Source organism: Sulfitobacter brevis, assembly GCF_900112755.1.
Lineage (GTDB): Bacteria > Pseudomonadota > Alphaproteobacteria > Rhodobacterales > Rhodobacteraceae > Sulfitobacter > Sulfitobacter brevis.
This window is the reverse complement of sequence record NZ_FOMW01000009.1, coordinates 207649-221582: the sequence shown is the minus strand read 5'-3', so window position 1 is coordinate 221582 and position 13934 is coordinate 207649. Positions and strand designations below refer to the sequence as shown.

The window sequence follows — 13934 nt, the reverse complement described above, 5'->3', positions numbered from 1 at the left end:
GCTCCACTCTGATCACCGCCAATCAGCCGTTCGGCGAATGGAACAGGGTCTTCCCCGATCCCGCCATGACACTCGCGGCCGTCGACAGGCTTGTTCATCATGCGACCATCTTCGAAATGAATGTCGAGAGCTACCGGCGGCGATCCGCGCTCGAAGCCAAACGCAAGCGAGGCAGGCCTGCCACATACGCGACAATCAACAACACACCGCTGATTGACGCGGAGCGACAAACAACAGACGAAGAAAATCTTGCCGACGGCAATAACGATGATATCGTCACAGATGCCGCGACATAGAATCTCATCATGATTGTCGCCGCCGTCTCACCCAGATTGTCGCGCTATAGATATTGGGATTGTCATCTCTAGCCCTTTTTTTGGGTTATCGTAGACTATTCAGATTTCACGGCAACCAATTAAGCGCGAGCAAAGATTTTCATAAACTGGGTGGCCCTAATAGTGTTATCGGTGGTCCGTCGACACATAAAGCTGTTGTTAGATAATTTGCCCTTAATTGTCTCAAAAGAGGAAACGCAGCATTCCCACGATTTATAGGATGTTCGTCGTTCATGAACCGGAGCGATCGTCGGCTTTGGCCGATACCAGCAAGTGCCGATTAACCGTCGGAGACGCCTGAGAGGGTGCAGGGACAGACGGCGAGTGGTCCTTGCCTTGGAGTGTCCAGAGAGGGAAGTCCCCTCTTTGGTCCAAGCCGGACAGGCTGCCAGGGGGTGCAGGGGAGTGGCGAACGACGACCCTGCGAGTGGGGATGAAAGGGGTGGGCGAAACCTCCCTTTCTCGGGCTGAAGGTCCCGTGAGGGTTTGGGAGAGTTGGACGTCTCCCAAGGTCGCCGCAGGCGGCCAGGGTCCAGGGGCTTGCCCCTGGCGAACGGCAGGCCGAACAGAGGTGCCGTAGGCGCCGGAGTGCGGGCTGTTTAGTGAGTAATCTCCCTCCACCCCCGCTTAACTTTCTGCTTAAGATTCCTCACGGCGCCCGAACCATCGACCGATGTTCTGATCTCATAGTCTGGAGATCAAAAATGGCGGCGAAAAAACACCCTGTAGTCTTGCGGTATGCGGGAATGGATCCAAGCGATATCAGCGGATATCAGGCCCATCGCTATCGCAAGTATGGGGATCTGGGGCACATTGACCGCGACAAGCCAAAGCCACGGCTTCTGATCGGAACAGAAACCTGGGCGGAGGAAGCGCTGGCCGAAATCAAGCTGATCAAGATGGAAACCTTTGCTGCAGAGCTGACCGACTTGGACCGTCGCAACCGGCGCAAAGATTTGAAAAAACGCCGCATCGAAGGGCCGCGTGATCCTTGGCGCGCATCCCGGCATGGCCCGTTGCGGGAAGTCCTACTGACCGCCAACAAGGACTGGTTCGAAGTAACCGAGGACAGTGCTGAGCTTTTCAATACAGCCCGAGAGAAGCAGCTCGAGGAGCGCGCTGTTGCGTGGTTGAAAGCGAATTTCGGTGATGATGTCATCCACGCCCGGGCGGATACAGATGAACAGGCGTATCACATCCATGCGGTGATCATGCCCCGCGCGACCGTGCATAAACACGGGGTGGAGTGCAGTGTGCTCCAACCCTCCATTCATCCGCTGATCAAGGATTACGAGGCGGCACAAGACAGCGTTGGCACTTGGTTCAGCGAAATTGGCCTGACGCGCGGGGAAACCCGCAAGCAGGCGATCCGCGAGGCGCTGAACAACGGGAAAGCCCCACCGGAAAAACGGCGCCATGTTCGCCCTGCTGAACCGTGACTAAAAATGAAGCGGGTTCGGCGGTATCTTCAATCACTGATGCGGCACCATCAGATGCTGCGCCAAAGAGCGGGCCCAGTAGGTTTTCCCAATACCGGGTGGCCTTACGAAGAGCAGAGGTCTCAAACGCGGTGCCGGATCGCCGCTGCGCACCGATGCCCGCATGTCCTGCAAGATCATCGCCGTTGCTGCTGCCATCCAAAGCATCTCAGAATGGACGGCAGCAGCAATCTCGTCGGCGCGGTGTTCGGATTCGACAGAAATTAGTTTTGCGCCGTGGCGGAACACCTCCAGCCTCTGCCGGTCTTGTCAGCAACATGGACCATGCCCGATCTACGGGAAACCGCATCCCTGTAGGCTGCTATCTTTCCGCAGAATATTGCGCCGATCTCGGTCAGAGATTTGATTGTCTGGTTTGCATTTGCCCATCTTCTCTCGGAAATTGATCGGGTGCTGTTTTAACCGATGTTCAATGTCAAAGACCGACGGGGCATTCGGGTCCGGGAATCTCACGTCGGCAAATTTGATGCGTGGCATTTGATGCCCTCTCTTGGCCGGTTCGCCAGCATTTTGGCGACCGGCACTCGACAGCGAAGGGCTGCCTTGGGTTAAGCGAGAGGATCCGGATCCTTGAGAATCTTGGTGCCATTCATTGGAAGGATAGCAAACGGCGTGTCAAATATGCGCGAAAGCCACCCGGACAGACAACCTCAACTATATGAGGAACTTAGTCATAAATACATGAAATAAAAGATAAAGTATTGCCGCAACTGCTTTCTGGACACATTTTTGCGCAAGCTATTGCTACATCTAGCGCATACATTCGCTTTCGTTGGCAGGTGAAAACGGTGGTGGTCCCAGCTGGATTCGAACCAGCGACCTCTCGCTTCGGAGGCGAGCACTCTATCCAGCTGAGCTATGGGACCATCTATACAGAGCGTTTCAGTGCAGTTTCTTTGCGAGACCAACTTCTACGCTCTAATTTATACCTTACCTTTCAACACGTTGCAACTTTACCCGTTCGCCTTCGGAGGGCAGCGCTCTATCCAGCTGAGCTATGGGTGCATGCCGGTATGGCAGTTCTATACCCGAGTGACCAAGCGCCCGCAATGGTCGGGACAGCACTTTGCGCAACAATCTGGCATCGCGCGCCCTGCCCCGAAAATCGGTGTTTACCGTAGCTTAGGCGAAAAGCTCATGCGCCAGTTCGAGCGCCTCGACCAGCGTGTCGACCTCGGCCTTGGTGTTATAGAGACCGAAGGACGCGCGGCAGGTCGCTGTGACGCCCATGTGTGTCATCAAGGGCGCGGCGCAATGTTGACCCGCTCGCACAGCGACCCCCTTCTTATCCAGAATGGTCGAGATGTCGTGCGCGTGGGCCGCACCGTCCAGTGTAAAGCTGAAGATCGCCGCTTTGTCAGGTGTGGTGCCCTGGATCTGTAGCCAGTTCAGCCCGCCAAGACGCGCCACCGCATAATCCCGTATGGCATCCTCATGGGTGGCGATATTCTCCATTCCGAGGTCCATCATGTACTCAAGCGCCACGCCCAGCCCGATGGTAGCGACTATGCCCGGTGTGCCTGCCTCGAACTTCATCGGCGGGTCGTTATAGGTCACCTCTTCTTTGGTGACTTCGCGGATCATATCACCGCCACCGATAAACGGACGCATCTCGGCCATCCGCCCAGGCTTGATATAGATCGCGCCCGACCCTGATGGACCATAGAGTTTGTGCCCGGTGATCGAATAGAAATCACAGCCGATGTCTGCCACGTCCACGGGCATATGAACAGCAGCCTGCGAGCCATCTACCAGCACCGGCACGCCCTTTGCATGCGCTGCGGTAGTGATGGCTTTCACATCAACCTTGGTACCTAACACGTTAGATAGATGAGAAATTGCCACGAGCTTTGTCTTGGGTCCGATCGCATCGATCACGGACTGCGGGTCCAAAGCGCCGGTGCTATCAACATCGACCCATTTCAAGACAATGCCTTGCCGCTCACGCAGGAAATGCCAGGGCACGATATTCGCGTGATGCTCCATCACGCTCAGCACAATCTCGTCCCCCGCCTGCATGCGCGGCATCGCCCAACCATAGGCTACAAGATTGATGCCCATCGTGGTGCCGGTGTTCAGGACGATACTTTCTTCATTGGGCGCATTGAGAAACCGCGCAACCGTGGCACGGACACCTTCATATTTGTCCGTCGCCAGATTAGAAAGGAAGTGTAAGCCTCTGTGAACGTTCGAATACTCAGAAGTGTAGCCTTGGGTCACCGCATCAATCACCACCTGCGGCTTTTGCGCCGAGGCGCCATTGTCGAGGTAAACCAGCGGTTTTCCATTCACTTCGCGCGACAGAATGGGAAACTGGCTGCGGACCTGCATGACGTCATACATGTGCAAATACCCCTTGGGCGCTCAGCCCGATCAGTGTCAACAAGAACCCTAAGCCCAGGACCAGCCCAATAGCCCCGATCACAAGCACTGCAAATGCATGAAAAAGGGTAGGAAGATGAAGGGCTTCAGAGATGAAGTTCAACATGATCCAAAAACCCCAGACAGAGACAACGAGCGACAACAGTAGCGCCAGCATGGGTGCAGCAAGCGTAAGGATCACCACGGCTAACTGAGCCGCAACCCGCAGCACTAAAAGCCAAACCACCAGCGCCACAACATCAAGCAGACTGCCTTTGCCGCCGATGGCGACGCCCGTCCAGTAGATCGCGTGGATATACACCACCGATGTGCCCGCAAGCAGCACGAACATCGCCAGCGGCGCGTCGAAGTAGCTTGGCAAGGCAATATTGGGCGGTGACATGGCCAGCAGCAGCACGATAATCACCGTATTTGCCAAAGCTACCAGCGCTAAACCTGTCCACAGAACATCGCGCGGAAAGTTAAAGCCGATGATTTGCTGTGCCGCTGCACGCGGATCGCGCAGTGTGAGCAACGCCAGTGCTTTGAAATCAATATCGATCATGATGTGGCTCGCAAAGCGCCTGTCAGGCCGCCAATCCAGAACCACGCAAAGATCGCGACCCATAGGATACCAACGGCCGTCATCTCTAGCCCGTCGCCGATGAACCCTGCCGTCAGACCCCAGAGCAGGATCACCGGAGAGGAGGCCAGCAACGCCCAGAACAGCGCCATGCGTGTTGCATAAGCGCTTGTCTTAACACCAAAAATCCGCAGCACCAATTGGCTGACGCCCGCCAGGATGTAGAACACCAGCGGCGCGATAAACAGCCACGCCAAAAGCGTTGCTCCCATCAACATGCCAAGGTCCTCGCCCGTCTGCCAGGCTTGTCTTGCCAAACGCGGCGTTTGCGCCACGAACACCATCAGGCAGCCGATCATCAAATAGATCAGCGCCCGATCTTCGCGCAGCCCGTCGCCGAGTAACCGGCGCACAACGCGGCCCGGCCCCCGATACGTGGCAACAATATCGCGTGTCGCCGCCATCAGTCGCTGCGACGGCCAAGCCAGGACGCGAGGCGGCCATTGATCTGGTCGCGCAGCGATTCCTGAGCGATCTCCTCCACAGCTTCGGCAAGGAATGACAGGGTTAGCAAATCTGTCGCTTCGTTTTTGCTGACGCCCCGTGCGCGCAAGTAAAACAGCGCTTCCTCGTCGATCGCGCCGGAAGTCGAACCATGCGAACAGGCCACATCATCGGCGTAGATCTCAAGTTCGGGCTTGGCGAGGAATTGGCTGTCTTCGTCGAGCAGCAAAGACTGGCTGATCTGATAACCATCGGTCTTTTGCGCGCCGGCCTTAACCAGAATTTTACCCTGAAATACACCTGTCGCGCCGTTGCGGAGCACTTTTTTGAAAACCTGACGGCTCTCGCAATTTACCGCGTCATGGGTAACGAAAACCGTGTCATCGTGATGGAAAGCCCCATCGCCGACGCAGGCGCCAGCGACATGGGCCGAGGCGTCATCGCCCGTCAACTCAATGATACAATCATTGCGGGTCATGACGCCGTTCACCGTGACTGTGAAGCTTTTGAACAAGGATCGTGCGCCAAGACGCGCAAAGATATGGGTTGCGGCGCGGCGCTCATGATCGCGCCCCTGGGCCCGCACGTGGTGGAATGCTGCGTCATCCGCGACATCAATCTCCATCACTTTGTTCAAACGTGCGGCGGCGGGACCGTTCTCCAGTAAAGTCAGTTCAGCACCCGAGTCGACCTTTACAAAGTGGTGGAGGATCGCGTCGGAAGTCGTTGATGCGTGACGATAAATAATGCTTACCGGCTTGCTTGGTGTGGATGTTACATGGATCAATACACCGTCGCTGGCAAAGGCTGTGTTCAGCGCTGCAAGCGGGCGTGCCACTGGTGTCTGGCCGTTCTGCTCCAGCGTGCCATAGAGGTCGCGCGCCCAATGCAAATCAGCATCTGTCTGCTCCAAGCGGTCTATCGTGATCCCGTCCAGCGCCAAATCGTCTGAGGCGTCTGCATCAAAAGTACCGTCGACAAAGACGATTTTCAGCCGGTCAACATCGTCAAACAGCTGCGCTTCGTCATTTTCAAACACCGCGGCAGGTTCAGCAACCGGTTGGATCAACGTATCTGGGCGGGTGTATTTCCAATATTCGTCACGCCGTTGCGGCAAGCCAGTGGCCCGCAGACGTGTCAACGCGTTTTGACGCGCGGCCACAGACCAACCAGCACTCGGCATCTCCAGCGTGGCGATCATCTCTTCGGTCGGGTTCGGTTTTTGGACTGCTTCCGCCATTAGGCAACCTCGGCCTTGATATCGGCGTAACCGTTATGTTCAACGTCCAAGGCCAATTCAGGACCGCCACTTTTAATGATCCGGCCATCTGACATAATATGCACAACGTCTGGTTTAATATGGTCAAGCAAACGCTGGTAGTGGGTGATTACCAAAAAGCCACGGCCTTCGCTGCGCAGCGCATTCACGCCGTCTGCGACCAGTTTCATGGCATCTACATCCAAACCGGAGTCGGTCTCGTCCAAGATGCACATCTTCGGCTCTAGCATCGCCATCTGCAGGATTTCGTTGCGCTTTTTCTCACCACCGGAAAAGCCCATGTTGACAGGGCGCTTCAACATCTCGGCGTCGATCTGTAAGTCTTTCGCTTTGGCGCGCACGACCTTCAGGAACTCGGAAGCTGACATTTCCTCTTCGCCGCGTGCCTTGCGCTGTGCGTTCACCGCAGTACGCAGAAAGGTCATGTTGCCCACACCGGGAATTTCAACGGGGTATTGAAACGCCAGAAACAAGCCCGCCGCTGCGCGCTCTTCCGGCTCCATGTCCAAAAGATCCACACCTTCCAGCTTCGCCGTGCCGTCCGTGACCTCATAGCCACCCTTGCCCGAGAGCACATAGCTGAGGGTCGACTTGCCAGAGCCATTCGGCCCCATAATCGCGTGGACCTTGCCCGCCTCGACCTCAAGGTTCACGCCCTTGAGGATTTGCTTGTCTTCATCTTCGAGTTTTACATGCAGGTTCTTGATGCTCAGCATAATGTCTTTCCTTACTCCCGCGATCCGGCGCGGTGTTGTCTGTTTCCAAGGGCGCCCGCAGACACCACTTCGGCATTTATCCAGCGGTTTAGCCGCAAAAGGTCCGGAGCGCGCTCAGCGCCCGAGAAATCCCATTGTCAACCGACCGATCCTTCCAGCGAGATCGCCACAAGTGCTTGCGCTTCCATGGCAAATTCCATCGGCAGCGCCTGCAACACGTCCTTGCAGAACCCGTTCACTACCAGCGCCACGGCCTCTTCCTCATCCATCCCGCGCGACCGGCAATAGAACAGCTGGTCATCATCGACCTTCGACGTCGTCGCCTCATGCTCCACGCGGCTCGAGTTATTTTTGACCTCGATATAAGGCACCGTGTGCGCCCCGCATTCGCTGCCAATCAACAAGCTGTCACACTGGGTATAGTTGCGCGACTCCTTGGCCTTAGGGTGCATTGACACCAAGCCGCGATAGGTATTCTGCGCCTTGCCGGCCGAGATACCTTTAGACACGATGCGCGATTTAGTGCGCTTGCCGAGGTGGATCATCTTGGTGCCGGTATCGGCCTGCTGCATGTTATTGGCGATGGCGATGGAATAGAACTCGCCTTGGGAATCGTCGCCGCGCAAGATGCATGACGGGTATTTCCACGTCACAGCAGAGCCGGTTTCGACCTGCGTCCACATCACCTTGGCACGGTCGCCACGGCAATCGGCACGTTTGGTCACAAAATTGTAAATCCCGCCCTTGCCGTTCTCGTCACCGGGATACCAGTTCTGAACGGTGGAATATTTCACCTCTGCATCTTCTTCGATGATGATCTCGACCACAGCGGCGTGCAACTGCGACTCGTCACGTTGCGGCGCCGTGCAGCCTTCGAGATAGGACACATAAGAGCCCTTGTCAGCGATAATCAAAGTACGCTCGAACTGGCCGGTGTTCTCGGCATTGATCCGGAAATAAGTCGACAGCTCCATCGGGCAGCGCACGCCAGGCGGCACATACACAAAAGAACCATCTGAAAACACTGCGGAATTCAATGTCGCATAGAAATTGTCGTTCACCGGAACGACTGTACCGAGGTACTTCTTCACCAGTTCAGGGTGTTCACGTACGGCCTCGGAGATCGAGCAGAAAATCACGCCCGCCTTCTTCAACTCGTCTTGAAACGTGGTACCCAGAGACACGGAATCGAACACCGCATCAACCGCAACCTTGCGGCCCTCGGCAGGTGCGTTTTCCGCGCCCTCGATGCCAGCAAGGATCATCTGTTCTTTCAGTGGAATGCCCAGCTTGGCATAGGTAGCAAGCAGCTTGGGGTCGACCTCGTCCAGTGACTTGGGCTTTACGGCCATGCTCTTGGGACGCGCGTAGTAATACTGGTCTTGGAAGTCGATCTCAGGGTAATCGACCATCGCCCAAGTGGGTTCTGTCTTGGTCAGCCAGCGATCATAGGCCGCCAGCCGCCATTCAGTCAGCCATTCCGGCTCATCATTGTTCTTCGAAATCAGTCGCACGATATCGGGCGTCAGCCCCTTGGGGGCGTAATCCATCTCGATGTCGGTGGACCAGCCGTGCTTGTATTTGCCACCGACTTCACGCACCGCATCCACGGTGTCTTGATCCACGCCATCCTTGACGCCGCTCTGTTCGTTCAGAGTGATAGTATCCAAGACCCTGTTCCTTTCGTTTGGCCGTCAGGCGGCCCGTATTCCATGCTTGGCAAGCTTTGCCGCCCAGCTATCTGCAAACCGCAAAACCTGTTCGCTTGTTGTTTCAAGCCCCAGTGACACGCGGATCGCACTCGACGCTTCTGTTTCATCATATCCCATGGCGTGCAACACAGCACTTGCCCGAACCTTGCCCGAAGAGCACGCCGAGCCCGCAGAAATCGCAAATCCCGACAGGTCCATTTGTATGACCTGCGTCTCACCCTTCCAGCCTGCGGTGATCATGCAGGACGTGTTTGGCAGCCGTGGCGCATCTTTACCAACTAAAATAGTCACCTTTGAAGCAGCTTCAACCGCCTGCTCCAACAAATCGCGGTGCTCGGCCACCTCTTCCCAGCGCCCCGCCGCAACGTCACGTGATGCTGCCTCCGCCGCCGCGCCAAAACCGGCAATCCCGATCACATTCTCGGTGCCGGATCGCCGCCCCATTTCCTGTCCGCCACCGCGTAACATCGGCTCGGGGTCTTCCCGTGTGAAGTTGATCAAAGCGCCAATACCCTTTGGCCCGCCCAGTTTATGGGCTGACAAAATCGCATAGGAAGGTGTGGCAGCGTCATAAACCACCGGCATCTTCCCTGCGACCTGGGTGATATCGCAAATGACCGAGTAGCCCGCCGTGCCGTTTGCGCCGTCAACGCTCCCCAGTACCTTGCCCGCATGGGTCAAAATGCCCGTCTCGCTATTTGCTGCCGACATCGCCACCAAAGCCGCACGTTCCACAGAATGATCGCCTGCAAGGTCTGACAATTGTTTTTGCAAACCCGCTAACGGCACCCCATCGCGCCCAATGGGGGAAGGCATTTCCACCTCGCTCCACACGCGCAAACAATCGTGCTCCGTCGGCAGCGCCGCAAATACCCCTCCATGTCGGTGCTTTTGGGCCACAGCCAGCGCTGCCGCTTCCGTTGCCGATCCGGTAAACACTACCTGAGTCGGCAGGCACCCGACCAAGGCCGCCACCTGCGCCCGCGCCCGCTCCACCAGCATCTTGGCCGCGCGCCCCTCGGCATGAACGCTGGACGGATTACCCGCCACATCCATTGCCGCCACCATCGCCGCCCGCGCCTCGGCCCGCAAAGGCGTCGTCGCGTTATGATCCAGATAGGTCCGCATCACGTCATCATTTCATTTGGCCGGATAAACTCCGGGTAAGTTTGAGGGGGCAGCGCCCCTTCATCTCAAAATATCTGTCGATTCGGCGCACCTTCACGCGTCATCCACCACGGCAAATAGATTGGGAACAGCCGGACAAGGCACCAGATCGTTGGTAATAATGTCTGAAAGCCGCGTCTGGTGCAGGAACACATAGACATGTGCACTTAGCCCCTCCCAAAGACGATTGGTCAGCGACTGCGCGCGGCTTCCCGACAAACCACCAGAAACACCCGCACCTTTGTGCATCGCATCCAGCATCTCGTCGACCGCCGCCAACACATCGACAACCCTGATTTCCGCCGCCGGACGCGCCAAACGATAGCCGCCCCCCGGACCGCGAACCGATTTCACCAACTCCGCACGCCGCAGCTTCACAAACAACTGTTCCAGATAAGGCAACGATATCGACTGACGCTCGGCAATGTCTCCCAGCGAAACCAGCTTGTCAGCCGGTTGCAACGCAATATCGGCCAGCGCCACCATGGCATACCGCCCCTTGGTCGAAAGCTTCATGCGTAATCCTTTGATCCGACCGCCATCTGATTGACGCGGGCGCGCGAAATGCCTAAGTGCAATGCCTGACCCGCGCATCCTGCGCGGCCCCAAGATTAGAACCGTTCTAAGGTGTCTTAGCGAATTCGTCAACTATTCGCCACACCCCAAAGAACCCCCAGACAGGGACGCCCATGCCCGAGGTTATCTTTCCAGGACCCGAAGGCCGCCTCGAAGGCCGCTACCACCCGCAAAAAGAACGCGATGCACCGATTGCCATCGTGCTTCATCCGCATCCGCAGTTTGGCGGTACAATGAATCACAAGGTCGTCTATAACCTGCATTACGCCTTTTATAATATGGGCTTTACCGTGCTGCGGTTCAATTTCCGCGGTGTTGGTCGCAGTCAGGGCGAATACGATCAAGGCATTGGCGAATTGTCCGATGCAGCATCGGCGCTCGATTATCTGCAGTCGATGAACAACAACTCCAAACATTGCTGGGTTGCCGGGTTCTCCTTCGGCGCGTGGATCGGGATGCAGCTTTTGATGCGCCGCCCCGAAATCACCGGCTTCATCTCGGTGGCACCGCCTGCAAACATGTACGACTTCTCGTTCCTCGCACCCTGCCCCGCATCGGGTCTGGTGATCAATGGTACCGCCGACCGCGTGGCGCCGCCTGCTGATACCGTGAACCTCGTCGGCAAGTTGCACGAGCAAAAGGGCATCACCATCACCCATCAGGAAGTCGAGGGTGCCGGCCACTTCTTTGAAGAGCCGCATATGGATACGCTGATCACCTCGACCACCGATTACGTCAAACGTCGCCTGACCGAGACGTCGCGCTGATGGCCGATCCCGCAGTCACCGAAATGGCCAACAAGCTGGCCGAGGAATGTCTGGCTGTGCAGACTGCAACTGGCGAGGACCGTTTGTTCATGCAGGTCGGTGACGTGCTGGGCGCTTCGAGCCAAACACTGGAAGAAGCGTTTCTGACGGCGATCCGCGTGCGGATGGCCGAAATTCAGGGCCGCAACTTCCTGAAAAAGAAGCTGGCTGAGCATCGTGCCCAAGCCAGCAAAACCGCGCCGGAATGACCGAACGGCTTGAGCAGCAGATCGCCTTTCTCAATGAAGCGGACAAGCTCAAGTCGGTCGTGCGCGGTACAACCCTTTGTGATGCTTCGCGCTATGAAAATTCAGCCGAACACTCATGGCATCTGACGCTCTATGCGCTGGTGCTGGCCGATCAGGCAGGGCCGGATGTCGACATCACTCGCGTGATCAAGATGCTGATCCTGCACGATCTTGTCGAGATTGACGCAGGCGATAATCCGATCTTCGGCGACTATGATGCGCAAGCCATGCAGGTCAGCGAACTTGCCGCCGCCGACCGCATCTTTGGCCTACTTCCCGATGATCTACGCGCTGATTTGCGCAGCATCTGGGAGGAGTTCGAAGCCGCAAAGACAGCTTCGGCCCAATTTGCCAAATCCCTAGACCGGTTCCAGCCACCGATGCAGAACCTGCAATCTGGCGGCGGCAGCTGGAATGACTATAATGTCTCCCAGACCCAGATTGCCGAAAAGGTCGGCGCCAAGATTGCCATTGGCGCACCCGCACTTTGGGCCTTTGCAAAAGCCAAGATTGCCACCTTTTTCGCCAATCGGCCCACCGACCAGACCTAGCCGCAGCAAAGCCTCATTCGTGAGCGGCAATTATCTGCATACAATGGTATACCGCCTTCCGCTGTAGCCCGCGATAGGCTACATGCTGGCTTAACCACATTCAGGAGCATCCCCATGTCCAAGATCAAGGTAGAGAACCCGGTCGTCGAACTCGACGGTGATGAAATGACCCGCATCATCTGGGATTTCATCAAGAAAAAATTGATTATCCCCTATCTCGACATTGATCTGAAGTATTACGATCTCGGCATCGAGACCCGCGACGAGACCAATGACCAGATTACCGTGGATGCCGCCGAAGCGATCAAGAAGTACGGCGTCGGCGTCAAATGCGCGACAATCACGCCAGATGAACAGCGCGTCGAAGAATTCGGCCTCAAGGAAATGTGGCGCTCGCCCAATGGCACCATCCGCAACATCCTTGGCGGTGTGATTTTCCGCGAGCCGATTATTTGCAAAAACGTCCCCCGCCTTGTGCCCGGGTGGACGCGCCCGATCGTTGTCGGCCGCCATGCTTTTGGCGACCAATACCGCGCCACCGATTTCCGCTTTCCGGGCAAGGGCAAGCTGACGATTAAATTTGTCGGTGAAGACGGCGAGACCATCGAACGCGAGGTTTTCGACGCGCCCTCCGCCGGTGTCACGATGGCGATGTATAACCTTGACGATTCCATCCGCGACTTCGCCCGCGCCTCGCTGAACTACGGTTTGGCGCGCGGCTGGCCGGTATATCTCTCGACCAAGAACACCATCCTCAAAGCTTATGACGGCCGGTTCAAAGACCTGTTTCAGGAGATTTTCGACGCCGAGTTTGCCGAAGACTTCAAGAAAAAGGGCATTACCTACGAACACCGCCTGATTGATGATATGGTCGCGGCCGCGATGAAATGGTCGGGCGGCTATGTCTGGGCCTGCAAAAACTACGATGGCGATGTGCAGTCCGATACTGTGGCGCAGGGGTTCGGCTCGCTCGGTCTGATGACCAGCCAGTTGATGACCCCCGATGGCAAGATCGTCGAGGCCGAGGCCGCCCACGGCACCGTCACGCGCCACTACCGCCAGCACCAGAAGGGCGAGGAAACCTCGACCAACTCCATTGCGTCGATCTATGCGTGGACTGGCGGGCTCAAGCATCGCGGCAAGCTCGACAACAACACAGCCTTGATCAACTTTGCCGAAACGCTGGAGCGTGTGGTGGTCGATACCGTCGAAGCGGGCAGCATGACCAAGGATCTGTCTTTGTTGGTCGGACCGGACCAAAGCTGGCTGACCACGATGGGCTTTCTAGAAAAAGTTGACGCCAACCTCGGCAAGGCTCTTGCGGGCTAAACCCAGCTCTCGAAACGTAACTTGATTAAAAGGACCCGCGCTGCGGGTCTTTTTTTTTGGCGGGAACCTTTTAGCGATTTCACGTGTTTGTGAGGGCGATGTGATCCGTACTTCCCCCTGCTCTGGCGCGTGTGCCCCGCAGGTCCGGCGGTTCGAGACACTTTAATGAAAAGACCTAATTGACTGGAGAACTAAGATGGGCGGAATTATTTACCTTGTGGGCCTCGTGGTCGTCGTACTGGCGATTTTGTCTCTGCTGGGGCTCAGC

At 56.7% G+C, this 13934-nt stretch carries 15 protein-coding genes and 1 tRNA gene; 6 read left to right on the top strand and 10 right to left on the bottom strand.

Translation table 11 applies throughout. The annotated features are described in order from the left end of the window. A partial coding sequence (locus BM174_RS13845) for an ATP-binding protein (RefSeq protein ID WP_177209489.1) occupies positions 1-296 on the top strand: 296 nt, incomplete at its 5' end. Positions 297-1039: 743 nt separating this feature from the next. Continuing rightward, positions 1040-1774 (top strand): plasmid recombination protein, encoded by a 735-nt coding sequence (locus tag BM174_RS13840; protein ID WP_093924440.1) that lies wholly within the window; start codon positions 1040-1042, stop codon positions 1772-1774. Positions 1775-1807: 33 nt separating this feature from the next. Here BM174_RS13840 and BM174_RS13835 read toward each other — a convergent pair whose 3' ends face one another. The 10 genes from BM174_RS13835 to iscR all read right to left on the bottom strand — a co-directional run bounded on the left by BM174_RS13835 (position 1808) and on the right by iscR (position 10672). Next, on the bottom strand, positions 1808-2062 hold the full coding sequence (locus tag BM174_RS13835) for a P-loop NTPase family protein (protein WP_093924439.1): 255 nt from the start codon (positions 2060-2062) through the stop codon (positions 1808-1810). Positions 2063-2623: 561 nt separating this feature from the next. Beyond that, a tRNA-Arg gene (locus tag BM174_RS13825) sits at positions 2624-2700 on the bottom strand. Positions 2701-2956: 256 nt separating this feature from the next. Continuing rightward, positions 2957-4177, bottom strand: coding sequence for a cysteine desulfurase (locus BM174_RS13820; protein WP_093924437.1), 1221 nt, complete (start codon positions 4175-4177; stop codon positions 2957-2959). Beyond that, a complete protein-coding gene (locus BM174_RS13815) occupies positions 4170-4760 on the bottom strand; it encodes a YIP1 family protein (protein WP_093924436.1) in 591 nt (196 codons plus the stop codon). Before BM174_RS13815 ends, BM174_RS13820 begins: the two co-directional genes overlap by 8 nt. Further along, a complete protein-coding gene (locus BM174_RS13810; protein ID WP_093924435.1) occupies positions 4757-5242 on the bottom strand; it encodes a YIP1 family protein in 486 nt (161 codons plus the stop codon). Before BM174_RS13810 ends, BM174_RS13815 begins: the two co-directional genes overlap by 4 nt. Beyond that, the gene (locus BM174_RS13805) at positions 5242-6522 is read right to left on the bottom strand and encodes a SufB/SufD family protein (protein WP_093924434.1); all 1281 of its coding nucleotides are present in this window, start codon (positions 6520-6522) and stop codon (positions 5242-5244) included. The genes BM174_RS13810 and BM174_RS13805 overlap by 1 nt, the downstream gene beginning before the upstream one ends. Beyond that, entirely contained in the window at positions 6522-7277 is a 756-nt protein-coding gene (gene sufC / locus BM174_RS13800) for a Fe-S cluster assembly ATPase SufC (protein ID WP_093924433.1), read from the bottom strand. Before sufC ends, BM174_RS13805 begins: the two co-directional genes overlap by 1 nt. A gap of 137 nt (positions 7278-7414) precedes the next feature. Then, positions 7415-8938, bottom strand: a complete 1524-nt coding sequence (sufB, locus tag BM174_RS13795; RefSeq protein ID WP_093924458.1) for a Fe-S cluster assembly protein SufB — start codon at positions 8936-8938, stop codon at positions 7415-7417. 33 nt (positions 8939-8971) lie between these two features. Beyond that, positions 8972-10117: a cysteine desulfurase family protein gene (locus tag BM174_RS13790; RefSeq protein WP_425442369.1), complete on the bottom strand. Its 1146-nt coding sequence runs from the start codon at positions 10115-10117 to the stop codon at positions 8972-8974. Between the two features lie 93 nt (positions 10118-10210). Then, the gene (gene iscR / locus BM174_RS13785) at positions 10211-10672 is read right to left on the bottom strand and encodes a Fe-S cluster assembly transcriptional regulator IscR (protein WP_093924431.1); all 462 of its coding nucleotides are present in this window, start codon (positions 10670-10672) and stop codon (positions 10211-10213) included. Between the two features lie 173 nt (positions 10673-10845). Here iscR and BM174_RS13780 point away from each other — a divergent pair, with 173 nt between their 5' ends. From BM174_RS13780 to BM174_RS13765, 4 genes are all read left to right on the top strand, one after another. Beyond that, complete coding sequence (locus BM174_RS13780; protein ID WP_093924430.1) at positions 10846-11499, top strand: alpha/beta hydrolase; 654 nt, start codon at positions 10846-10848, stop codon at positions 11497-11499. Next, positions 11499-11747, top strand: coding sequence for a hypothetical protein (locus tag BM174_RS13775; protein WP_093924429.1), 249 nt, complete (start codon positions 11499-11501; stop codon positions 11745-11747). The genes BM174_RS13780 and BM174_RS13775 overlap by 1 nt, the downstream gene beginning before the upstream one ends. Then, complete coding sequence (locus tag BM174_RS13770) at positions 11744-12337, top strand: HD domain-containing protein (protein ID WP_093924428.1); 594 nt, start codon at positions 11744-11746, stop codon at positions 12335-12337. Before BM174_RS13775 ends, BM174_RS13770 begins: the two co-directional genes overlap by 4 nt. A gap of 114 nt (positions 12338-12451) precedes the next feature. Then, positions 12452-13666 carry an NADP-dependent isocitrate dehydrogenase gene (locus BM174_RS13765; RefSeq protein ID WP_093924427.1) on the top strand — a complete coding sequence of 405 codons (1215 nt, stop codon included), beginning with the start codon at positions 12452-12454 and terminating at the stop codon, positions 13664-13666. The last annotated feature ends 268 nt before the right edge of the window (positions 13667-13934 follow it).

Bases quoted from the DNA above. Each gene is read 5' to 3' on its own strand.
- BM174_RS13840 (WP_093924440.1), top strand. From the start codon at position 1,040: ATGGCGGCGAAAAAACACCCTGTAGTCTTGCGGTATGCGGGAATGGAT.
- BM174_RS13820 (WP_093924437.1), bottom strand. From the start codon at position 4,177: ATGTATGACGTCATGCAGGTCCGCAGCCAGTTTCCCATTCTGTCGCGC.
- BM174_RS13815 (WP_093924436.1), bottom strand. From the start codon at position 4,760: ATGATCGATATTGATTTCAAAGCACTGGCGTTGCTCACACTGCGCGAT.
- BM174_RS13810 (WP_093924435.1), bottom strand. From the start codon at position 5,242: ATGGCGGCGACACGCGATATTGTTGCCACGTATCGGGGGCCGGGCCGC.
- BM174_RS13805 (WP_093924434.1), bottom strand. From the start codon at position 6,522: ATGGCGGAAGCAGTCCAAAAACCGAACCCGACCGAAGAGATGATCGCC.
- sufC (WP_093924433.1), bottom strand. From the start codon at position 7,277: ATGCTGAGCATCAAGAACCTGCATGTAAAACTCGAAGATGAAGACAAG.
- BM174_RS13790 (WP_425442369.1), bottom strand. From the start codon at position 10,117: ATGCGGACCTATCTGGATCATAACGCGACGACGCCTTTGCGGGCCGAG.
- iscR (WP_093924431.1), bottom strand. From the start codon at position 10,672: ATGAAGCTTTCGACCAAGGGGCGGTATGCCATGGTGGCGCTGGCCGAT.
- BM174_RS13780 (WP_093924430.1), top strand. From the start codon at position 10,846: ATGCCCGAGGTTATCTTTCCAGGACCCGAAGGCCGCCTCGAAGGCCGC.
- BM174_RS13775 (WP_093924429.1), top strand. From the start codon at position 11,499: ATGGCCGATCCCGCAGTCACCGAAATGGCCAACAAGCTGGCCGAGGAA.
- BM174_RS13770 (WP_093924428.1), top strand. From the start codon at position 11,744: ATGACCGAACGGCTTGAGCAGCAGATCGCCTTTCTCAATGAAGCGGAC.
- BM174_RS13765 (WP_093924427.1), top strand. From the start codon at position 12,452: ATGTCCAAGATCAAGGTAGAGAACCCGGTCGTCGAACTCGACGGTGAT.